Source organism: Campylobacter sp. RM15925 (assembly GCF_012978775.1).
GTDB lineage: Bacteria > Campylobacterota > Campylobacteria > Campylobacterales > Campylobacteraceae > Campylobacter_A > Campylobacter_A canis.
This window is the reverse complement of record NZ_LIWP01000007.1, coordinates 40,669-62,560: the sequence shown is the minus strand read 5'-3', so window position 1 is coordinate 62,560 and position 21,892 is coordinate 40,669. Positions and strand designations below refer to the sequence as shown.

The 21,892-nt window shown below is 39.1% G+C and carries 20 protein-coding genes; 13 read left to right on the top strand and 7 right to left on the bottom strand.

Features of this window, described 5'->3' with window-relative positions:
* From smpB to CDOM15925_RS05755, 9 genes are all read left to right on the top strand, one after another.
* Positions 1-456 carry an SsrA-binding protein SmpB gene (gene smpB / locus CDOM15925_RS05795; RefSeq protein ID WP_169942014.1) on the top strand — a complete coding sequence of 152 codons (456 nt, stop codon included), beginning with the start codon at positions 1-3 and terminating at the stop codon, positions 454-456.
* A 57-nt stretch (positions 457-513) separates the two neighbouring features.
* Positions 514-1,119 carry a thioredoxin domain-containing protein gene (locus CDOM15925_RS05790; RefSeq protein ID WP_169942012.1) on the top strand — a complete coding sequence of 202 codons (606 nt, stop codon included), beginning with the start codon at positions 514-516 and terminating at the stop codon, positions 1,117-1,119.
* Entirely contained in the window at positions 1,109-1,420 is a 312-nt protein-coding gene (locus CDOM15925_RS05785; RefSeq protein WP_169942010.1) for an ATP-dependent Clp protease adaptor ClpS, read from the top strand. The genes CDOM15925_RS05790 and CDOM15925_RS05785 overlap by 11 nt, the downstream gene beginning before the upstream one ends.
* Positions 1,420-3,585, top strand: coding sequence for an AAA family ATPase (locus CDOM15925_RS05780; RefSeq protein WP_169942008.1), 2,166 nt, complete (start codon positions 1,420-1,422; stop codon positions 3,583-3,585). Before CDOM15925_RS05785 ends, CDOM15925_RS05780 begins: the two co-directional genes overlap by 1 nt.
* A 17-nt stretch (positions 3,586-3,602) precedes the next feature.
* Positions 3,603-4,283, top strand: a complete 681-nt coding sequence (gene aat, locus CDOM15925_RS05775; RefSeq protein ID WP_211436685.1) for a leucyl/phenylalanyl-tRNA--protein transferase — start codon at positions 3,603-3,605, stop codon at positions 4,281-4,283.
* Positions 4,284-4,348: 65 nt separating this feature from the next.
* Positions 4,349-4,786 carry a flagellar basal body rod protein FlgB gene (gene flgB, locus CDOM15925_RS05770; protein WP_169942006.1) on the top strand — a complete coding sequence of 146 codons (438 nt, stop codon included), beginning with the start codon at positions 4,349-4,351 and terminating at the stop codon, positions 4,784-4,786.
* Between the two features lie 11 nt (positions 4,787-4,797).
* On the top strand, positions 4,798-5,292 hold the full coding sequence (gene flgC, locus CDOM15925_RS05765; protein WP_169942005.1) for a flagellar basal body rod protein FlgC: 495 nt from the start codon (positions 4,798-4,800) through the stop codon (positions 5,290-5,292).
* A 5-nt stretch (positions 5,293-5,297) separates the two neighbouring features.
* A complete protein-coding gene (gene fliE / locus CDOM15925_RS05760; RefSeq protein ID WP_169942003.1) occupies positions 5,298-5,594 on the top strand; it encodes a flagellar hook-basal body complex protein FliE in 297 nt (98 codons plus the stop codon).
* Between the two features lie 6 nt (positions 5,595-5,600).
* Positions 5,601-7,385, top strand: a complete 1,785-nt coding sequence (locus tag CDOM15925_RS05755) for a peptidoglycan D,D-transpeptidase FtsI family protein (protein WP_169942001.1) — start codon at positions 5,601-5,603, stop codon at positions 7,383-7,385.
* 76 nt (positions 7,386-7,461) lie between these two features.
* Here the strand turns inward: CDOM15925_RS05755 and CDOM15925_RS05750 are convergent, their stop codons facing one another.
* From CDOM15925_RS05750 to CDOM15925_RS05725, 5 genes are all read right to left on the bottom strand, one after another.
* On the bottom strand, positions 7,462-8,046 hold the full coding sequence (locus tag CDOM15925_RS05750; protein ID WP_169941999.1) for a hypothetical protein: 585 nt from the start codon (positions 8,044-8,046) through the stop codon (positions 7,462-7,464).
* 133 nt (positions 8,047-8,179) lie between these two features.
* Positions 8,180-8,647 (bottom strand): response regulator, encoded by a 468-nt coding sequence (locus CDOM15925_RS05745; RefSeq protein ID WP_169941997.1) that lies wholly within the window; start codon positions 8,645-8,647, stop codon positions 8,180-8,182.
* A 100-nt stretch (positions 8,648-8,747) separates the two neighbouring features.
* Positions 8,748-11,006 (bottom strand): formate dehydrogenase subunit alpha, encoded by a 2,259-nt coding sequence (fdhF, locus tag CDOM15925_RS10205; RefSeq protein ID WP_349644330.1) that lies wholly within the window; start codon positions 11,004-11,006, stop codon positions 8,748-8,750.
* A 309-nt stretch (positions 11,007-11,315) separates the two neighbouring features.
* Positions 11,316-12,248, bottom strand: a complete 933-nt coding sequence (gene hemH / locus CDOM15925_RS05730; RefSeq protein WP_169941993.1) for a ferrochelatase — start codon at positions 12,246-12,248, stop codon at positions 11,316-11,318.
* Positions 12,245-13,108 carry a Gfo/Idh/MocA family oxidoreductase gene (locus tag CDOM15925_RS05725; RefSeq protein ID WP_169941991.1) on the bottom strand — a complete coding sequence of 288 codons (864 nt, stop codon included), beginning with the start codon at positions 13,106-13,108 and terminating at the stop codon, positions 12,245-12,247. Before CDOM15925_RS05725 ends, hemH begins: the two co-directional genes overlap by 4 nt.
* 200 nt (positions 13,109-13,308) lie before the next feature.
* Between CDOM15925_RS05725 and alaS the strand changes: the two genes are divergently transcribed.
* From alaS to CDOM15925_RS05705, 4 genes are read left to right on the top strand one after another with little or no spacing between them, the layout of a single operon-like run.
* A complete protein-coding gene (alaS, locus tag CDOM15925_RS05720; protein WP_169941989.1) occupies positions 13,309-15,852 on the top strand; it encodes an alanine--tRNA ligase in 2,544 nt (847 codons plus the stop codon).
* 51 nt (positions 15,853-15,903) lie between these two features.
* Positions 15,904-16,398 (top strand): 3-isopropylmalate dehydratase, encoded by a 495-nt coding sequence (locus CDOM15925_RS05715; RefSeq protein ID WP_169941987.1) that lies wholly within the window; start codon positions 15,904-15,906, stop codon positions 16,396-16,398.
* Positions 16,398-16,943, top strand: a complete 546-nt coding sequence (gene maf, locus CDOM15925_RS05710) for a septum formation inhibitor Maf (protein ID WP_169941985.1) — start codon at positions 16,398-16,400, stop codon at positions 16,941-16,943. The genes CDOM15925_RS05715 and maf overlap by 1 nt, the downstream gene beginning before the upstream one ends.
* Positions 16,940-18,871 (top strand): transglycosylase domain-containing protein, encoded by a 1,932-nt coding sequence (locus CDOM15925_RS05705; RefSeq protein WP_169941983.1) that lies wholly within the window; start codon positions 16,940-16,942, stop codon positions 18,869-18,871. The genes maf and CDOM15925_RS05705 overlap by 4 nt, the downstream gene beginning before the upstream one ends.
* A gap of 85 nt (positions 18,872-18,956) precedes the next feature.
* Here the strand turns inward: CDOM15925_RS05705 and CDOM15925_RS05700 are convergent, their stop codons facing one another.
* On the bottom strand, positions 18,957-19,481 hold the full coding sequence (locus CDOM15925_RS05700) for a hypothetical protein (protein ID WP_169941981.1): 525 nt from the start codon (positions 19,479-19,481) through the stop codon (positions 18,957-18,959).
* Positions 19,482-19,499: 18 nt separating this feature from the next.
* On the bottom strand, positions 19,500-21,878 hold the full coding sequence (locus CDOM15925_RS05695; RefSeq protein ID WP_169941979.1) for a DUF7494 domain-containing protein: 2,379 nt from the start codon (positions 21,876-21,878) through the stop codon (positions 19,500-19,502).
* Positions 21,879-21,892: the final 14 nt, after the last annotated feature.

Here is a 21,892-nt window from a genome sequence, read left to right as displayed (position 1 = left end):
ATGGGCAAGGACTTAGCAAAAAATAAAAAAGCGCTTCATGATTTTACTATACTTGAAACTTTTGAAGCGGGTATCGTACTAAAAGGTAGCGAAGTAAAGGCTTTGCGCGCAGGAAGGGCAAATCTAAAAGACAGCTTCGTGCGTGTGATAAAAGGCGAGATGTTTCTGCTAAACGCTCACATCAGCCACTTGGATACGACGCATTCGCACTTTAGACCCGATGAAAGAGCGCCAAGGAAGCTTTTAATGCACAAAAAGCAGATAGATAAGCTGTTTGGTGCGGTTACGCAAGAGGGGCTAACGCTGGTTGCGCTGGTACTTTATCTAAACGATAAAAATATAGTTAAAGTAAAAGTTGCTCTTGCAAAAGGTAAAAATTTGCACGATAAGCGCGAAAGTCTCAAAAAACGCGAAGCCGATAAAGAGGCTCGTGCCGCCATAAAAAGATATATCTAGCCTTGCAAATTTGAGCGTTTTTTCGTAAAATCTACAAAAACTAAAAAAAGGAAAGAGATGAAAAAGATATTTGTAGCGCTTTTATGTGCGCTATTTTTAGTAGGTTGCGGCAAAGAGGATGAGAGCGCAAAAGCTCCTAAAAAGATAGAAGGATACAAAACAGGCGAAGAGATTAAGCTTACAAGCGTATTTGGCAAAGACCTCACTCTGCTTAGAACGGATGGGGGCTTCGTGATAAAGGGCGATGAAAGCAAAATTATTATGTTTGATATTTTTGGAACTTTTTGTCCGCCATGCCAAAAAGAAGCGCCTGAACTTATGGATTATCAGCTTAAAAACGACAAAGATTTCATACTTATCGGACTTACTCATTTTGAAAACGTAACAAACGAGTACGTAATCGAAAATTTCGCACAAAAATACAACGCTTACTATTTTATATCAAACGATATGCCTGTAAATGACAAGATAAGCGCGCAACTGCTTGAAGACATCAAATATCCGCGTCTTGAATCGGTGCCGATTAAAATGGTGCTTAAAAACGGCATTTATCAAACACTGACCGATATCGGAAGCGGGAATTTCGGAGTGCCTTACTATCTTGGCGGAATTCACATGGGCAAGCTTGAAAAGGACATGGAGCGCATTAGAAATGCCAACTAAAACAGGCAAGCAAGAACACGAATTTACAAGCCTAAAAGAGAAGTTGGAGTTTCCGAAGAAATTTAAAGTCATCTTGCTAAACGATGATGTTACGAGTATGGATTTTGTAGTTGATGTATTAACGCAAATTTTTCATCATAGCGCCCAAAATGCTATAACGATAATGCTTAAAGTGCACAATGAAGGAAGTGCGATTTGCGGAGTGTACCCTAAGGAAATTGCACTCAGCAAGCAAGAAGACGTGCGCAAAGCCGCGATTGGCGCGGGGTATCCTTTAAAAGTAAAGGTTGAGGAGGAGTAATGCTGGATTCAAATTTAAGCTATTTTTTAGAAAAAGCGGAGCAGTTTGCTTACTCGAATTCTCACGAATACTTAACTAGCGAGCACATACTCTTCGTGCTTATAAATCTAAACGAAGAGAGCAGAGATATACTCATAGCAGCTGGTCTTAACGATATGGAGTCTCTTAAAAACGACTTAAAAAAATATCTTTCGCAAAATAACGAGCGCATAACGCCGGTTAAGCATCCTCGCATGACCCTTTTGCTGGAGCAAATTTTCAAAGAGCTTGGCGATGAGGTAAAAACTCAAAATAAAAATATCGGAATAAAAGATCTGCTCTATAAAATCGCCACAAGCAAGGATAGCTTTTGTGCAAAAGCGCTTGAATTTTATGGAGTTGAAGCGGACAAGCTAAAACAAGAAAAAGAAGAAAAAGGTGACAAAGCTCAAAATTTATCAAAATTCTCTATAAATTTAACCGATCTTGCAAGAGAAGGCAAGATAGATCCGCTTATCGGAAGAGAAGTTGAACTTGAACGCATGATGCAAACCTTAAGCCGCAGAAAGAAAAACAATCCCCTGCTTGTAGGAGAAGCGGGTGTCGGAAAAACTGCCATAGTTGAGGGCTTAGCGCTTAAGATTGCAAATAAAGAAGTGCCCGATAAGCTTCAGGATGTGCAAATTTTCGCTCTTGACTTGGGCGCTATGATAGCAGGCACAAAATATAGAGGCGACTTTGAAAAACGCCTAAAAGACGTGATAGATGAGGCAAGCGAGCAAGAAAATGCGATAATCTTTATAGACGAAATTCACACGATCATAGGCGCAGGCTCTACAAGCGGCGGAAGCCTTGATATGTCAAATTTGCTAAAACCCGCCCTTGCAAGCGGTGCTCTTCGCTGCATCGGCGCTACTACTTATGCGGAATACAGAAGCTTTTTTGAGAAGGAAAAGGCGCTTTCAAGACGCTTTGCAAAGCTTGACGTGGAAGAGCCTAGTATAGATGAGAGCTTTGAAATTTTAAAAGGGCTTAGAAGTAAATACGAGAAATTTCACGGTGTAAAATATGGCGATGAAATTTTAAAACTAAGCGTGGAGTTAGCTAAAAAATATATAAACGATAGATTTTTGCCCGATAGCGCAATTGATCTAGTAGATGAAGTCGGAGCCAGCTTGTCGCTAAAACAAGCCAAAAATACCAAGGTCAAACAAAGCGATATAACCGCGGTCGTAAGCAAGATAGCAAATATCCCGGATACAAATTTAAAGACTGACAATATCTCATTCCTTAAAAACTTAGAAAACAAGCTGAAATCTGAAATTTTCGGTCAGGATAGCGCGGTTAAAACTCTAGCCGATGCGATCAAACGCTCATACGCAGGGCTTAAAAACCCAACCTCTCCCATCGGAGTGTTTTTATTTACAGGCTCAAGCGGAGTCGGCAAAAGCGAGCTGGCGATATCGCTGGCTAGAAATTTAGGTATAAATTTCGAGCGCTTTGACATGAGCGAATACATGGAAAAACATAGCGTTTCAAGACTCATCGGAGCGCCTCCGGGGTATGTCGGCTTTGAAGGCGGAGGCATGCTTACAAACGCTATCAAAAAGCATCCTTACAGCGTGATCTTATTTGACGAGATCGAAAAGGCAAACGACGAGCTTGTGAACGTATTTTTACAAATTTTTGATAGTGCAAGCCTAACCGACAATACCGGCGCAAAGAGCGATTTTAGAAATACTATCATCATAATAACATCAAATTTAGGCTCAAAAGAAGCTCCTAAAATGGGCTTTAGCAAGGATGAAAGCGGCAAAGCAGACAGTGCGGTTAAAAATTTCTTTAGCCCGGAATTTAGAAACAGAATCGATGCGATAGTGCATTTTAATGACCTAAACGAAGATGTGCTAGCCCTCATAACTCAAAAGATACTAGATGAGATAAGCGCAAGCTTGCAAGATAAAAAAGTGGTCATCAAAGCCGACATGAAAGCCAAAAAATACCTTTGGGAAAAGGGATACAGCAAGGAATTTGGCGCTAGAAATCTAAAACGCGTAGTTCAAGATGAAATTTCAACCAAGCTTAGCGAGGAAATTTTATTTGGCAAGCTTAAAAACGGCGGTGTTTTAAATATCGGTGTAAAAGACGGCAAATTAGATTTTAAATTTGATAAATTAGCAAAATAAAACAGATAAGAGCGAGCTTGGAAGTGGAATTTACAAGAATTTACAACTTCCCCGATCCAAGCCTTGCTCCTTCACATGCTCCGCTTTGCATAGGCGGAGACTTAAGTGTCGAAGCGCTTTTGCAAGCTTACGACAAAGGAATCTTTCCTTGGTTTTTACCGCACGAGCCGATATGCTGGTGGTGTCCAGATCCACGAGCAGTGCTGTTTCCAAAAGATATCAGAATCCAAAAAAGCATAAAATCTGCACTTAAAAAATTTAACGTCAAATTTGATCACGACTTTGCAAGTTTTTTACAAATTTGCAAAAACGAACGCGCCGCAAAGGAAGACACTTGGCTAAGCGATAACATCGCAGAAGCCTATACTGCCATGTTTAAAGCCGGATATGCTCATAGCGTGGAAGTTTATGAGGATGAAAAACTAATCGGCGGACTTTATGGGCTAGTTTTTGGCAAAGTCTTTTGCGGAGAGAGTATGATAAGCCTAAAAACAGGCGCTTCAAAAGTCGCTCTCATAAAGCTTTGCGAGGCTTTAGGCAAATTTGATTTTATGATTGATTGCCAAGTGATGAATGACCACCTTAAATTTATGGGCGCAAAAGCTATGAAGCGCGATGAGTTTTTAAAAAGATTTGAAATTTTAAAAAAAGAGACAAGCGGATTTGAAAATTTCAAAGATTTGGAAAATTTGGTTTAAAATTTAGAATTTTAGGAACAAAACTTGCTTGTAAATCTAGTGAAATTTAATCAAAAAGGCTAAAGATGTTTGCAGGAATATCAAGTTCAAAATCAAAACAGCTAGTAGAAAGCGCACTGGCTAGCAGAAATTTGCGCCAGCAGCTCATATCAAGCAATATAGCAAACATCAATACGCCGTTTTATAAATCACGCGATATTGCATTTGAAAGAGCTCTAAGCGAAAGAGCAGCTGAAATTTACGGCAAAAAAGAAAGCAAAGAGCTTGAGCTTGCCAATACTGACGAGGCTCATTTGCCAAAGGTAAAATTTCCCGACTCAAAGCTAGCTACGATCTTTCTTCGTGACGGACACATGGCTAGAAATGACGGCAACACGGTCGATCTTGATGTGGAGACAACAGAGCTTAGTAAAAATGCGATCATGATAACTGCACTTGATAACGCAATGAAGCGCGATAGCGCGAACTTTAAAAGCGTGATTGAAGCAAGTAGCAAGATTTAAAGGAAATTAAGATGAGTTATTTAAGCGATTTTGATATAAGCGGTTACGGACTAAGCGCACAGAGATTTAGAATGAACGTAATTAGCTCAAACATAGCTAATGCAAACACTACAAGAACGGCTGAAGGCGGACCTTATCGCCGACGCGAAGTGATATTTAAAGCGGTTGATTTCGATAGCACGCTAAATGAGCAAATCGCAAAAAAAACAAATATGCTTGAGTATGAAAACCCGCTTGATGATAGCTTTTGGCAAAAAGACGCAAAACCTGCTATAATGAGCGTCGTAGTTGATAAAGTGGTGCGCGACGATAAGGATTTTAAACTAAAATATGATCCAAGCCACCCTGATGCTAATGCCAAAGGATACGTCGCATATCCAAATATAAATCCGGTCATCGAAATGGCTGATCTGATCGAGGCCACAAGAGCCTATCAGGCAAACGTCTCTGCATTTCAAAGCGCAAAGACAATCGCTCAAAGTGCGATAGAACTATTAAGAGGTTAATAAAAATGACAAATATCGATAAAATCAGCTCTGTTGCTTCGCCATTTAAAAAAGAAAATGCAAATTTGACTCAAAAAAGCCAAAATGAATTTGCAACCATGCTTGATAATTCGTTTAAAGAGCTAAACGAAGTACAAGTAAATGCCGATAAAGCAATCGCCGATCTAGCAACAGGCGAAGTAAAAGACCTTCATCAAGCCGCAATCGCCATAGGCAAGGCGGAAACCAGCATGAAGCTAATGCTTGAAATCCGCAACAAGGCGATAAGCGCATACAAAGAGATATCAAGGACACAAATTTAGCCTTAAATGAACTCTAGAAAATCAAAAATTTTAATTTTATTTTCACTGATCTTAATAGGGATATCCATATTTTTAGCGGTTATCTTTTATAGGGCAAACATCGAAAGACGCTTGCCAAAGCTTGAAACAAGCGAAGTAAATACCGCACTTCGCGGCAATATAGTCACAAAAGACGGATTTAGCGTCGCAAGTAGCCAAAAACTTTATAAAGTAATGATCGATACGAGAAATATCGATCCAAACAAAAAAGATCTCTTTATTAAGCTTTATTCACTTTACAGCGGAGATGATCCAAAAAAGGTTAAAAAAAGCATAAACAGCACAAAAGGGCTTGTAACTCTCTCTTACAAGATCGACTCTAAAGGCGCCGCTTACCTTCAAGAGCTTGCAAGAAAGCTATACAGAAAGAAAATTTTTGTCCCTTACGAAGATCCTAATAGCGGTATAGCTTCGCTTCGCGGCATGAGTATAGTCGAAAGCGGCGAAAGCAGGCAGTATATGGCAAAAGATGCCTTAACTCCGCTTATAGGCTACGTAAAAAAAATAGAAAAGGAAAATATCACCAAAGTTACCGGCGTAAAAGGAGTTGAGAAGTCATACGAATACTACATTTCGGCTATTCAAGATGCTAAAATTTTAGGACCCAAGGATATCGGAAACAACATCATCTTAACAAGCGATTCAAATTTAGCCAACCGTGTAGACGGGTATGATACCATCTTAACCGTTTCTCTTAAATTTCAAAGCGCGTTAGAGCAAATCATAGACGAAAGAAAAGAATTTCTAAATGCAAAAGAGATAATCGTAGGCGTTATGGAGTCTAAAACCGGCGAACTACTGGCACTTGCAACTACTTCAAGATACAATCCTTCAAATATAAAAAAGCAAGATTATAAATCCTTAAATTCATCGGCAACCGAATATGCTTACGAGGTGGGCTCGGTATTTAAGCCGTTTATTTTTGCACTTTTGCTTGCCGAAGATAAGCTAAATCCCTTTGAGCGCATAAACACCTATAACGGCAAATATCAGCTTGGCAAACGTATAATAAGAGATACTCATCCGCAGCCCTTTATGACCGCAGAAGACGTGCTTGCGCACTCATCAAATATAGGCATGATACAGATAGCCCAGCGTCTTGAAGGCTCGCAAATTTACTCGGGGCTTTTAAATTTCGGCTTCACGCAAAAAACGGGTATCGATATGCCGTACGAACAAGTGGGCAATATGCCTCCCGTAGCAAAGCTAAACTCACAAATTTATAAGGCAACTATCAGCTACGGATACGGGCTTCAGGCGACTTTTATACAGCTTTTAAAAGCGTATAACGTCTTTAACAACAAAGGAGTTATGATAACGCCAAAAGTTGTGAGCTCTCTTTACAAAAACGGTAAATTTTATGTAGTAAACAATCCTGAGCCTACGCAAGTACTTACTCAAGATGTAGCAAAACGCATGAAGCGAATACTCATCAAAGCCGTTGAGAGCGGAACAGGCAAAAAAACAAAAACTCCAGGACTTGAAATAGGGGGCAAGACAGGCACGGCTCACATCGCATCTGCAGGTGGTTATTCAAACAAATATAACGGTTCGTTTTTTGGATTTGTAAATGACAGCGAAGGTAACAGCTATACTATCGGGGTTTTAGCAAGAGAGCCAAAGAAACCATACTATCACTTTGGGGCTCAAAGTGCCCTACCTGTATTTAAAAAGACAGTTGATCTGATGATCGAAGAGGGATTTTTAAAACCAAGCGATGAGAATTTAACCGAAGATAAAAACGCTAAATAAATCTTAGTCTAATAAAAATTCTAAAACAAAATGCTTTATTAGCTTTAGTGGAAGAATAAAAAGCTCAAAACTAACTTTAAATTTTGATATCCAAACTATTCATGAGAAGTATAGACGAGCAAGCCATAAAAACCATCAAAAGCCCTGCTATCAAAAGCCTATCTTTTATAAAATTTCCGCTTACTATATCTCTTAAATTATAAGCCGTTACGCATATCACGACAATCGAGCTAAAATAATAAACAAACCAACTAAGTCCGTCAAGACTAAAAGAGTGAAGCAACACAAGAGCGTTAAAAGAGATAGATATCACGGCACAGATAACGGCTATAGTAAATGAAACTCCGTAGGATATGAAGCCCGCGTGATCTTTCATGTATGATTTCAAAGCTCTTGAGCAAAAAAATATAAAAGTAATGGCTATGATTATATAGTTTTTCATAAAATCAACCGCCATATCGTATAAGACGGTGATTCCGCTTGTAAGCAGATCAAGCTCCATCATTATGTTATAAACTATGGCTATAAAAAGCATAGATACAACCAAAACGATAAAAGTAATAACCGAAGAGACGATCAGCGCTAAAAGCACCGCCCAGAAAGTTTCAAGCACTCCGTAGGGCTTAAGATCGCTATTTCTTATAAATTCTTTTAAATTCAACCTAAAACTACTCTTTTATAAATTTCTTAATCCATATAAATAACAACAGAGCTTATCTAAACGCAAATTTAAAACCAAAAGCAAGCTCAAATATATTATAAATAAAAATTTAAGGCTGAAATATTAGCATAATTTAAATTATATTCAAAGCCAAATTCAAAGGCGATGCTTGTCTGGCAAGCTTTTGTTGCCTTTCAAGAAGCGAGTTATCCTGAGCTTTGGCAAGCAAATCTTTTCTAAATTTTTCAAGCATATCCTCAAGCACACCAAGAAGCTCTTTGATCTCATTTACGCTTTTGCTTTTTGCGCTCTCTTCATCAAGTCCAAGAGTTTTGATGAGCTCTGCTCGCTTTGCCTCGATCTTCTCTTCTATCTTTAGCTCGTTTAGATAGCTTATAAATTTAATTGACCCCATCTTGGTTAAATTTTGCCTAAAGCTATCCACATCCATGCTCTTTAGCGAGCTTTTAGCCTTTAAATTTATGCTTTCCAGCTCTTTTTGAAATTCGCTTTTGTCGTTTTGAATTATTTTTTGAGTCTTGTAAAGGTTGTTTAAATCCTCTAAAAATTTAAGTGCGGAATTTTCGCTTGATATCTTCAAATTTTCTCCTTAGAGCAAATAGTTATTAAAGAAACAAAGCAAATTTTATTCCGTTTAAAATTTGGTGCCGCCAAATCAATCAGCGACACCAAAGGCGCTTTTAGGCGTGATGATAGTCGTCGTATATCACTTTGTTTGTTTGAAATTTCTCGCGTTTTAGCTCTCTAACGCGTAAAAATTCATCCTCGTCTATCTTTTTAATCTGAATCGCCGCTTTAAATGTAGGAGTTTTACTTATAAAGTCCCAACCGCTACTTGTTATCTCGTTACAGCAACTCTCCCAGTAATGATAAGTCATCTGTATTATTCCATCGGGCACGATATCGGTCACATCAGCCTTAACGACGATGTAGCCGTATCTGCTCCAAGCCTTTATAAAATCACCGTGTTTTATGCCGTATCGATCCGCCAGCGCAGGGCCCATCTCGGCTATAGGGCCTATACTATCGCCACCTTCTTCTATCGTCTTTGAACGACGAGTCATCGCTCCGCCTGCATACTGATAAACCTTACGAGTAGTAAGTAGCTGGATAGGATACTCCTCATCCACAGGTTCATCGACACTTCCTGCCATTATCGGATAATCAGCCGGCATATTCATTCGTTTTGCAAATTCCGCTTTAGCAGGCTCTATATCGGCGACACTTTTTACATGCAAACACGGCACAAATTTGCCTTTGCCATCAGGTGTGAAAAATTTCCTGTCCAGATACAAGCTTTGTCCGCCCATGTCATCCTCTGTCGGACATGGCCAATGAAGCCCGTAATACTTCTTAATACGATAATAGCTCATTCCGCCGTATCTATAAGGATCGCACTTGCGTTCCTCTTCCCAAATTTCTTCAGGAGATTTGAAGTTAAATCCCTCTTTGGCACCAAGCCTTCTAGCTATCTCACAGATGATCCACCAATCTTGTCTGGCGTCTCCAGGAGGCGTGATAACGGCTTCATTGTGCTGTACACGGCGCTCCGCGTTGGCAAAGAGACCTTCCTTTTCACTACTTGCGACACTAGGCAAAACAACATCCGCCTTGCGCGAAGTTTCAGTTAAGAATATATCTTGCACAAGATACATATCCACTTTTGATATCGCTTTTAAGAAGTGGTTTGTGTTTGGATCGGTCATTACGGGATTTTCACCCATTGTCCAGAAGAAATGCACCCTGCCATCAAGTATCGCGTCAGGAACTTCGGTCTTATGGATACCTATCTTGTTGCTTAAAAATCCCGGCTCTAAATTCCAAACCTTCTCAAACCAAGCAAGCTGCTCAGGGTCAGTTACCGAACCCAAATTTGGTAATACGTTTGGAAGAACACCCATATCGCAACACCCTTGCACATTTACTTGGCCACGTATAGGAAGATCGCCGCTTCCAAGCTCGCCGATATTACCGGTCAGCAAAAATAAATTTGATATATCACAAACTCCGCCGACGCCGTGGTTAAAGTGAGTAACACCCATACCGTGAGTAATAACCGCAGGTCTTATCGTAGCATACATTCTGGCGGCTTTTCTGATATCTTCGGGGTTTAAATTTGTATACTTCGCAACTGCTTCAGGCGAATAATCCTTAACCGCTTCGCGCACGTACTCTACGCCGGTCGTGCACTCATTTACAAAATCCCAATTTACCAAATCCTCTTCAAAAATAACATATAAAAGCGCATTTATAACAGCGATATTGTGTTCGGGCGCAAGTTGTAAATGCACGTCCGCACGGCTGGCAAATTCCGTCTTAATCGGATCGATTACGATTAGTTTTGCGCCTCTGTTTAGAGCCCTTTGAATATGCATGGCAGCTATCGGATGTCCGTTTTCAGGATTTGATCCGATCATCATGATGCAGTTGCTGTAAGGACCTATCTCTATGAAGCTATTTGTCGCAGCTCCGTTACCGATTGTTTTGGCAAGACCTGCCACAGTCGGAGCATGTCAAATTCTGGCGCAGTGATCGACGTTATTTGTTCCTATTACTGCACGCATGATCTTTTGAGCGACATAGTTATCTTCAAGCGTACATCTTGCAGAGAAATTTCCTACGATCGCATCCGGACCGTATTTTTCCTTTACTTCTTTTATCTTTGAAACGACCAGATCAAGCGCCTCATCCCAACTCGCTTCCTCCAAGTCTCCATCTTTGCTAAAGACGCCGTCTTTTTTTCTTATAAGCGGGGTGGTAAGTCTATCGGGAGCCCCTACATAATCCCACCCGTAAAATCCTTTTAAGCAAAGATTTCCTTGATTTACGGGATTTTCTTCAACTCCGGTTGCATATTTGATAACATTATTTTCAACATGCAACTTGATCTGACAGCCTGTTCCGCAATACGGACAGATTACTTTTCCTTCTTTTGTCATGTTTTCCCCTTTTTATATATGCAAATACGGCATATATTAGATATGCTATATTTGCATATATCTGCTTAAATTTAAATAAATTTATTAAGAAAAAAAATCAATTTATAAATTTAATATTTATTTAATATTATTTGAATCAAATTAGTATTAATTGCCTATATTTAGGGATTTAAAAATTTTATATTAAGTATTTAAATTTTAGAATTATTGATAAAAATAGACAATATAAGAATATAAGATATTAAATCTTAACCATATAATAAAATATATTTTTTAATTTATACAGTTAAGATTTTAATGATAATAAATTTATTTTAAGGCTATTTGAATTAAAAATTTAGCAAATTCTTCGCTATCGTTAGGGCAAGCAACAACATCATAATACTCAAATTTAAGCTCATCGGCTACATCTTTATACTCTTTTGCCAGCTCAAAAACGCTCTCTGAATTATCTATACAAAAAGATATAGGATAGATTAGCGCTTTTTTATTTTCAAGTTTTGCCAGTTCGTCTCCAAGCGCCGGCTCAAGCCATTTTACCGGTCCTAAACGCGACTGATAAGCAACGCGAATTTCTTTAAATTTCATCTCTTTATTGATTAAAGCAGAAAGAATTTCAACATGCTCTAAAGTGTGTTTTTCATAAACATCGCCATTATCTATAATCTTTTGAGGCAAAGAGTGAGCAGAAAATATAAGCGTTATCTCCTCTGTTTTTAAATCCTTTACCATATTTTTTATAGAATTTACTATGACCTGATTATAAAGCTCATCTTTATAAAACGGCTCTATGATTTTCACTTTAGCCTTTAAATTTAGCTCTTCAAACGCTTTGTTAAAATCATTTAAGCTTGAAACCACGGTTGTTATAGAGTGATGAGGATATAAAGGCAAAACTATAATCTCATCAAAATTTTCATACTTTTTAAGCACCTCTTTTGCAAAAGGCGGAGTGTAGTTCATAGCAAAATCAACCGCATCAAATTCATCGCTTAAGCTTGAAATTTTACCGCATAGCCTTTGGGTTATCTCGCAAATAGGCGACTTGCCTCCGATTTGTTCGTAGTTATGCGTAGCCTCTTTAAGTCTAGAGCGAGTTATCATAAAGGCTATAAATTTACGCAAAAATTTATTTTTAATCCCTAATATACAAGGGTCGTTAAACATATTTTTTAAAAATACCTCAACCTCGCTCAGATTATTTGGTCCGCCCATATTTAAAAGCAGCAAAAGCCTTTTCATGCGCACACTCCATAAACCTTAAGCACCTCGTCAAAGCTTGCCAAATTTTCGAATTTTCCCAATTCGCAAAGCTTACCAAATTCTATCTGAGCCATTCTTGCAGGCGATATATCACAATTTACTTTCAAATTTTGCTGTCCTTCGGCAGTATATTTATTAAGTTTGAGTCCAAGCAAATCGCCAAAATAAATTCCGCTCTTTGCCGCTACTTCCACTATAAAACGGTTGATAGGATACTCTTTTGAGCCGTGAATACTAACCAAAGCTTGATTTTTCATCTTTAGCTCATAAAGCATACTAAGAGCCTCTTTTTTGTTGTCGTTTTTGGATTCAAATTTAAAAAATCCCCCCACTTCACTGCTTGTTAAATACCTTGCCAAATCGATATTATAAAGCATTTGCATAGACAAATTTTCATCCTTGCAAATACCGCAAGTAATATTTATAGAGTAAATTTTCTCCTCTTTTTCAAGAGATTTTTTTAAAGAGGCTATCACGGGGTTAAATCTATCGCAAAGGCACATAGCGCTTACAGCTCCGCTTAAATTCGAGCAGTATTTCATCTCCTGAATAGCGCTACTGCTTTTAGCCAAAGGTGCATTTATAAAGATAAATTTAGATGCTTTTACACACTTTGAAAACAGATCAAAATACTCTATTCCGTCAGTTATTATAAGCGCTTCGGGATTTGTTATCTCAAAAAGCTCGTTTATATCATCATAAATTTCAACTCTGGCATGATTATCGCCGCATTTATTACTATAAATTCCCACTAGTTCAAAATCATCAGACCTTCTAAGCTCGTTATAGTGCATCTTGCCGATATCTTCAAAGCCTATGATCGCAAGGCGTTTTTTCATAATCTCATCCGTTTTTTGATAGACATTATATTTTATTTTGGTAATTATATGTTTAATCCACTTTAAATTTCGTAAAATATATTTTACAATGTAACAAATTTCAAACCCTCTTACCTCTAACTTTAAAACCAAGCCTTTAAAAATTTAATGAAAAATATGGTAAAATCAGCACTATTTTATAAAATTTGATAGGAAAAATTATGGATATCAGACAGGCTTATTTGGATTATTTTGCAAGCAAAGGTCACGAGATCATACCTTCATCGCCGCTTGTACCAAACGATGCGACGTTGCTTTTTACAAACGCGGGAATGGTGCCCTTTAAAAGCATATTCACAGGCGAAGTTCCACGCCCTACTCCGCCTATCCGCACTAGTTGCCAAACCTGCATAAGAGCGGGCGGTAAGCATAACGATCTTGATAATGTGGGCTATACTGCGCGCCACCACACGTTTTTTGAAATGCTTGGAAATTTCAGTTTTGGCGAATACTTTAAAAAAGACGCGATCGCTTACGCTTGGGAATTTGTTACAGATGTGCTAAAACTGCCTAAAGATCGCCTCTATGTCACGGTTCATGAAAGCGACGACGAGGCTTACGCGATGTGGCAAGAGCATATATCAAAAAAGAGAATTTACAAATTTGGCGACAAAGACAACTTCTGGCAGATGGGCGATACGGGTCCTTGCGGTCCTTGTTCGGAGATTTTTTACGATCAAGGAGCGGAGCACTTTAACTCAGACGAGGACTATATGGGCGGTGACGGAGATAGGTTTCTTGAAATTTGGAACCTTGTCTTTATGCAATACGAAAGAAGCGCAGACGGAAAGCTAACTCCGCTTCCAAAACCGTCAATTGATACAGGTATGGGTTTAGAGCGCGTAACTGCGATAATGGAAGGCAAATTTAGCAACTACGACAGCTCGCTTTTTATGCCGATTATAAATGAAGTGGCTAAAATTTGCGGCAAACCTTACGAATACGAAAGCGGTGCTAGTTACCGTGTCATTAGCGATCATATACGCTCGGTTACATTCCTGCTTGCTCAAGGCGTAGGCTTTGACAAAGAGGGGCGCGGATACGTCCTAAGAAGAATTTTACGTCGCGCGATTCGCCACGGATACCTGCTTGGTATTAAAGAGCCGTTTATGTATAGGCTAGTTGATCAAGTATGCGAGTTGATGGGCTCTCACTACACTTATCTAAACGAGAAAAAAGATACGGTTAAAGAGCAAATTCGCCTTGAAGAGGAGAGATTTTTAACTACTATCGCTTCGGGTCTTGAGCTATTTAACGATGAACTGACAAAAACAAAAGAAATTTTTAGCGGAGATGCGGCGTTTAAGCTTTATGACACTTTCGGCTTCCCGCTTGATCTAACAGCCGATATGCTTAGAGATAAGGGATTAAAAGTCGATGAAGCAAGGTTTGATGAGCTTATGAACGAGCAAAAAACTCGCGCAAAAGCCGCATGGAAAGGAAGCGGAGATAAAAGCGCAAAAGGCGATTTTAAAGAGCTTTTAGAGGAATTTGGCGAAAATAAATTTAGCGGATATGAGACTCTAGAGCAAAAGAGCAAAATTTTAGCCCTACTTGATGATGATTTCAAACGCGTTTCAAGCTTAAAAGCAGGCGAAGTCGGCTGGATCATGCTTGATGTAACGCCGTTTTATGCTCAAAGCGGCGGTCAGTGTGCGGATGAAGGCGAGATAAAGAATTTTGCCAAAGTGCTTGATACGCAAAAATTCTTCGGGCTAAATTTATCTCAAATTTCAGTTACTAAAGAGTTAAAAGCAGGAGATGAAGTTGAGGCGGAAGTTTCTAACGAAAGAAGCGAGATAGCGCGCCACCACAGCGCAACTCACCTTTTGCACTCGGCTTTGATTAAAATTTTAGGCAGTCATATAGCCCAAGCCGGCTCAAGCGTAGAAGCAAATAAGCTTAGGTTTGACTTCTCGCATCCTAAAGCACTAACCAGCGAAGAGCTTGAAAAGATAGAAAACTTCGTAAATAACGCGATAGCCAAGGGAGCGCAAGCCAAAATAGAAATAATGGACTTAGATGAAGCCAAAAATAGCGGAGCGATAGCTTTGTTTGGCGAAAAATACGGCGAAAAAGTGCGCGTGCTAAGCTTTGGCGATGTGAGTAAAGAGCTTTGCGGAGGAACGCACGTAAAAGATATAAGCGAGATCGGAGCCTTTTTTATCGTTAAAGAAAGCGGAGTAAGTGCGGGCGTAAGAAGAATAGAGGCGGTTTGCTCTAAGGCTGCGCTAAATTTGGCAAGAGAATTTAGAGCCGAACTTGACGAGCTAAAATCCGAGCTAAAAAGCGTCGAGCCTATAAATGCGGTTAAAAAACTAAAAAATGAGATAAAGGCGCTAAAAGACGAGCTTAAAAACGCAGGCGGGTCAAAAGCCATAAATTTAAGCGAGCTAAACGGCGTAAAATTTGGAGTCGAGATCCTTCAGGGCGGAGATATCAAAACCGCAATTGATGAGATAAAAAATGCGAACGAACGCGTTGCAGTGCTGTTTATGCAAGAAAAAGAAGGCAAAGCAATAATCGCCGCAGGAGTCAAAAACGCAAATTTAAAAGCCGGAGAATGGGTTAAATTTATAGCTCAAATTTTAGGCGGCAACGGCGGAGGAAGAGATGATTTTGCTACCGCAGGCGGAAAAGACATCGGCAAAATGAACGAAGCAAAAGAGGCGGCGGTGAAATTCGCAAAAGAAAAACTAGTATAATGAGCAAAGATAGCTTGCATCCTTTGCCGTATTATTTTTAAAAGGATAAAAATGCCCGAATTTAACATCGCATTTGCAAAGTTAAGCCACATCATTCCGTTTTTGCACATAAGCGCTACTATAGTATTTATAGGATTTCAGGCTTGCTTTTGGTTTATGTGTAAATTTTTCATGCAAGGCATAGCAAACAACCACAAAAGATACCTGATGGTTATAGAGGCTCTTAAGCGCCTTGGATACGCGGTTTATGCGGCTTTATCAGTGATGGCGGTAACGGGCATTCTTATCAAGGATAGCGACTATTCAAAGATCGCAGATCCTATGTCAAACACGATAATAGCGACAAAATGGACGATATTTGCCTTCTTGCTCATAAACGTCCTTTACGTAACATATAGGCTAAAAAAAGCTATCAAATCAATCGATGACAGCGAGTATATCGAGCTTCACGAAAATTTAATCGTAATAATTTATTATTTCATACCGCTTAACGTTGTTGCGGCTTTATTTGCGACCTATCTTGGTGTCGCATATAGGGGGTTTTAATGATAATTTTAGCTTCAAGTTCGGTTACTAGAGCTAAAATTTTAGAAGAGAACGGAGTAGCTTTCAAGCAAGTTTCCTTTGAATTTGACGAAAGCGGTATAAGTAAAAAACTACCTCCTGCAAGCTATGTCCTAAAAATTGTTCAAAGCAAAAAAGAGCAGTTTTTAAAATCTCATCCGAATCTAAAAAACATACTTCTTGCAGATAGCGCAGTCGTGTGTGGGAATGAAATTTTAGGCAAGGCAAAAGACGCCAAAGACGCTATCAGAATGCTAAATTTACAAAGCGAAAGCACGACCAAGATAATAACCGCAATGATATTTTTAGGCGAAAATTTCGAGCTTATAAACGTAAGCGTGGCGGACTATGAGTTTGGCAAATTTGACGAAAAAGAGCTTGAAGCCTACATCAAAAGTAACGAGTGGCAAGGCAAAGCGGGAGCCATGATGATAGAGGGCTTTAACAAAAAATACATCCTAAAACAAACAGGCAACGAAAGCACCGCCAGAGGGTTAAACTACGAACAATTAAAGGCATTTTTATGAGATATATAGTTTCGTTTCTTTTTATCGTATTTGTTTCCGCGTGCGCGGCAATTATCTATCTTTACTCGCAAATTCGATTTGATGCGACAAACATCATTGAATTTAAGCCAAAGCTAACGACTCAAATTTACGATAGAAACGGCGAGCTAATCGCTAATATCTTTGATGAAGAAAATAGAATTTACGCAAGATACGACGAGATACCTCCGCGCCTTATAGAAGCTCTTGTGGCGATCGAAGATACTAGCTTTTTTGAGCATGGCGGAGTAAATCCCGAAGCCATCACAAGAGCGATCATAAAAGACATCAAGGCCAGAAAGCTTGTAGAGGGTGCTAGCACCATCACTCAGCAGCTCGTAAAAAATATGGTCTTAACCCGCGAGAAGAAATTTACAAGAAAAATAAAAGAGATGGTGTTAGCCATGAAGCTTGAAAACGAGCTTAGCAAAGAAGAAATTTTAGAGCGATACCTAAATCACGTATATTTCGGACATGGTTATCACGGTATAAAAACAGCCGCAAAGGGGTATTTTAGAAAGGAGCTAAACGAACTTAGCCTAAAAGAGATAGCCATACTCGTGGGTCTTCCAAAAGCCCCAAGTACATACGATCCTACCAGACATCTTGACTTGTCGCTAAGTCGCGCAAACAACGTTCTTTGGAGGCTGAATATACTTGGCTGGATAAACAAAGAAGAGTATGAAAAATCTCTCATGGAAACGCCTGTCGTATATGATGATACCCTTACGCAAAACAAAGCTCCTTATATCGTAGATGAGGTTATAAAAGAGGCTTCAAAACACTTTAACGACATAAAAACGGGCGGATATATCATCGAAACAAGCGTTGATCTAAAGATTCAGGATATGGCGATAGAGGCGCTTAAATTCGGGCATAATGAAATTTTAAAGCGAGATAAGGACGCAAACGCTTCGGTGCTAAACGGAGCTATCGTAGTAACATCACCCAAAGACGGGGGTATCTTGGCGCTTGTCGGAGGGGTTGATTACTCCAAAAGCAACTACAACCGCGCTACGCAGAGTATGAGGCAACCGGGCTCTAGCTTTAAGCCATTTATCTACCAGATAGCGCTTGATCTGGGCTACTCGCCGATGAGCAAAGCTGCTGATATCTCGCGCGTGTTTGATACGGGTAAAAATCAAGAGGCGTGGAAGCCTAAGAACTATAGCGGCGGTTTTCAAGGCTATATCACACTTAAAGACGCGCTTCGTCAGTCAAGAAACCTAGCTACTATAAATTTACTTAGTGAAATAGGACTTGATACTGTTTATAAACGCTTAAGCGAGCTTGGCTTTAAAAACGTGCCAAAAGATCTGTCCGTAGCACTCGGAAGCCTTGGGATCTCTCCGCTTGAGTTTTCTAAATTCTACTCTATATTTTCAAATCAGGGCGAGATGGTTGAGCCAACGCTCATTCGCAGGGTTATGAGCGCGCAAAACATAGAAACTATCTTCGAGCCAAAACGCACAAGAGTAACCGAGCCTGAGCAGGCATATCTGATGAACGATATGCTAAAAACCGTCGTAAACAGCGGCACCGGACAAAACGCCAAAATCGCGGGCGTACAGGTTGCGGGCAAAACGGGAACCACAAACAACAACATAGACGCATGGTTTTGCGGTTATACTCCTGAAATTCAAGTGATTTTATGGTACGGCAACGATAACAACACTCCGATGAGAAAAATCGAGGGTGGCGGACGAACAGCCGCGCCTGTCTTTAAAAAATTTGTGCAAAGCTATATGAAGGAATTTCCAAATTCAAAGAAAAATTTTACCGAACCAGAGGGTGTTTTTCACACGATATATGAAGGCAAAGACGAACTTTATACGAAAATTTCACCGCTTCCAAAGCAAGACGCTCAGGATAATCTAATCAAGCAAGATAACGAAGGGATGATATTTTAATCATCCTCTTGCTTAATATATTTGTTTAAAAGATAATTTCAAAATTTCGATAAGAAGAAATAAGAGCGGTATATTTCAGCTCTTGTTAAACTTCACTTTTTGGCTCAAATTCAATTTTATTCGCCCAAACGCAAGCTATAAAAACCAAAAAACAGATAGGATATGAAAATGCAAGAAAATTTTCCACAATCCCAACATCCAAGTAATCAATAAAAAACAACATAATAAACAAAATCAGTAAATTTCCAATAAACATAAAAAACAACATAGCCATTTCAAGTTTAAAAATTCTAAGGCTAAATCTAGGGTTATTTACAAACAAAAGGCTAAATTTTAGGCTCTTATCTCTCCTTGCTCTACGCAAGAAAAAAGCAAGAGAAAAAATAAAAACACCGATACATGAAGCCCAATAAACAGTATGCTCAGGAGTTTGAAGCAAGCTTGCGATAGATTTTAAAGCAAATTCAAAAGGCATAAGCAGGATAAACAAGGCAAATACGCAAATCCACGCGTAAAAAGGAGCTAAAACGTAAGCTCTAATTTTTCTTAGCTTATTAAATTTTAGCTTTAGATATCCCGGTATCAGGCTAAATTTCTCGTCCAAATTCAAGAACGGCTTCCTTGCGCCCTACTCCACGAGCCTTAATTGTTGCTCGCAGATACTCTTCCACGAACTTTCAAAATTTAGCTCTAAGCACTCTTTTATATAAGGCTTCGCCTCGCTTGGTTGCTTACGCTTGATATAAATCTCTGAAATTTGAGCAAGTGCTCTGGCTCTATCGCTTGGCAAAAGTCGCGAACCTACAAGCTCTCTTGATGCTTGCACTGCTTCATCAAGCCTATCAAGCCTATTTAAAGAATCAATGTATTCAAAATTTATTTTCGGGCTAAAAGTAGTGATATTTAGCCTTTTTTGTAGATCAATGGCCTTTTTAGCATAGACGGCGGATTTTACAAAATCGCTACTTGCATAAGTTGCGCTTGAAATTTTGTCATAGGTTTCAATAACCTTAAAGTCATCTTCTCTAAGCGTCTCTATCGCGCTTATAGTAGCTACCGCGTCGCTTATTCGGTTAAGTTTAAGCAAAGCTTCAAAGCGATAAAAAAGCACAGGTGAAACGTCCGCATATTCCTCTTTAGTCGCGATAGCAAGCGCCTCATCAGCCACGCGCAAAGCCTCGGTATACTTTTCTACTTTGATAAGTGCGGAGCTTAAATTTATGAGCCACTCGATACGATCAAGCATATCTTGCGAATTTATATTAACACGTGCTAGCTCATAAGCGCTTTCAAACCTCAAAAGCCTCATATAGCAATTAAACAACTTAAATTTCGCCTCTATACGACCGCCTATCTCATAGTTTTCCACTAGCGAAACCACCGTTTTGCAGTTATCTTGGCGAATCATCTCATTAGCAAGCGCCAAAGCCGCATCATTTACGCTAATGATCGCCTCAGTATCGTTCATATCGCGAGCCGTGTTTGTATAGCGAAGCACATCGCTGAATTTTCCCTCTTTTAGATATAAGCCGGTCTGCTCTTTAAGAGCTCTTTGGGCTATTTCGTTTTTACCGTATTTATCCATAAGAGTATCGTAATATTCGTGAAGTTTGGTTGCATTATTTTCGTTAAGTTCAAAAAACAGTCTATCAAGCCCCATTTGAACTTGCGAGATAAATTCGCCCTCCTTAAACTCATCTTTATAGCGTTTTAAGTAGTCGTACGCCTTATTTACATCTTTTGTATTACTTAAGCTAAGGGCTAAATTTTTAAGCACTATTTCATAGTGATCATCGTTTCTGTTAGAGTTTTGGGTTATGATCTCATAAATTCTTGAAGCCACATCGTCCATTTTACGCTCGTGAAACACGGCAGCAAGCTCCATGGCTTGAGATATATCGTTTAGCAGATAGCTCTCATTTGCGTTTAGAATTTTTAGTATATAATCTTTAGCTTGCTCAAATTTCGCCGCATTTATACTGGTTTGCGCTAGAGCTAAAGCGGCTCTGCTTGCCACATCTACACTACTAGTTGAGTAAAGAACCTTTTCATACATTTTTATAGCGTCCGCGGCTTTGCCCGTTTTGTAAATTTTATCTGCAAATTCAAGTATCGCCATCTTCGTCCAAAGCGAGCTTGAATGCTCGTTCATCAGTATATCAAGAGTGTAGTTCGCATCGCTCATCATATCCTGCCTGATGTATGATTTAGTAACGAGATAAAGCACTTCGGAGTAATTTTCGTCAGAGGCAAATCGTCTCATCCATGCTTTGCCTTCGTTTGCGATATCCATAGGCAAAATTTCATTATAACTCTCTTCTTTTTCTAAAATTTTATCAAGAGCTCGCAAGCGATAAAGCATAAACTCGCTTGCAAATATACTGTTTGCATATCTTTTTAAAGCCGTTTGAGTTGAAACTAAAACGGCTTCGTAGCGCCTAGCATCATAGTCTTTTTTGATTTCAAGATATAAATTTATATCGTGGCTGTCCGGGTTTTCTATCGGAGCTTTGTTCAGATCAAGAGCTCCCACGCTTGGAAGTTTCATATCATTAAAGCTGGGAGCGAAATTTATGCCGTCTCGTTTTGGCTTATCAAATTCGCTCAAAGCAGGATCTATGAGTATCGTATGATGAAGAGCAAATTCATCTTTGCTTTCTTTTACGTCGCTACTTCCAAAAAGCGGGCTTTTATAGCTTATCAGCTTTGAATTTGCGTGCGGAGTTATGGTTATCTTGGTCGTATTTTCATCTTGAGTGAAATTTATCTTAACCAAAGAGAGTATCTTGTCATCTATTTTAGGTATTGAACTACTAGAAATTTCGCATACATAAAGCTTTTTATCGTAAGCTAAAATTTGCTCCTTGCAGCTAAATTCCTTCTCGTCTTTTAGATGAAGGACACTATAAGTTCTATTTGCCTCTTTGCCTGAATTTAAGGTCAAAGAAAAGCCAAACGCAAGAAGCGGAGCAAGAAGAAAAATAGATAAAATGGCTAATTTTTTCATATTGATATTATATG

Coding starts and splice junctions, on each gene's coding strand:
- smpB (WP_169942014.1), top strand. CDS start 1: ATGGGCAAGGACTTAGCAAAAAATAAAAAAGCGCTTCATGATTTTACT.
- CDOM15925_RS05790 (WP_169942012.1), top strand. CDS start 514: ATGAAAAAGATATTTGTAGCGCTTTTATGTGCGCTATTTTTAGTAGGT.
- CDOM15925_RS05785 (WP_169942010.1), top strand. CDS start 1,109: ATGCCAACTAAAACAGGCAAGCAAGAACACGAATTTACAAGCCTAAAA.
- CDOM15925_RS05780 (WP_169942008.1), top strand. CDS start 1,420: ATGCTGGATTCAAATTTAAGCTATTTTTTAGAAAAAGCGGAGCAGTTT.
- flgB (WP_169942006.1), top strand. CDS start 4,349: ATGTTTGCAGGAATATCAAGTTCAAAATCAAAACAGCTAGTAGAAAGC.
- flgC (WP_169942005.1), top strand. CDS start 4,798: ATGAGTTATTTAAGCGATTTTGATATAAGCGGTTACGGACTAAGCGCA.
- fliE (WP_169942003.1), top strand. CDS start 5,298: ATGACAAATATCGATAAAATCAGCTCTGTTGCTTCGCCATTTAAAAAA.
- CDOM15925_RS05755 (WP_169942001.1), top strand. CDS start 5,601: ATGAACTCTAGAAAATCAAAAATTTTAATTTTATTTTCACTGATCTTA.
- hemH (WP_169941993.1), bottom strand. CDS start 12,248: ATGAAAAGGCTTTTGCTGCTTTTAAATATGGGCGGACCAAATAATCTG.
- CDOM15925_RS05725 (WP_169941991.1), bottom strand. CDS start 13,108: ATGAAAAAACGCCTTGCGATCATAGGCTTTGAAGATATCGGCAAGATG.
- alaS (WP_169941989.1), top strand. CDS start 13,309: ATGGATATCAGACAGGCTTATTTGGATTATTTTGCAAGCAAAGGTCAC.
- CDOM15925_RS05715 (WP_169941987.1), top strand. CDS start 15,904: ATGCCCGAATTTAACATCGCATTTGCAAAGTTAAGCCACATCATTCCG.
- maf (WP_169941985.1), top strand. CDS start 16,398: ATGATAATTTTAGCTTCAAGTTCGGTTACTAGAGCTAAAATTTTAGAA.
- CDOM15925_RS05705 (WP_169941983.1), top strand. CDS start 16,940: ATGAGATATATAGTTTCGTTTCTTTTTATCGTATTTGTTTCCGCGTGC.
- CDOM15925_RS05695 (WP_169941979.1), bottom strand. CDS start 21,878: ATGAAAAAATTAGCCATTTTATCTATTTTTCTTCTTGCTCCGCTTCTT.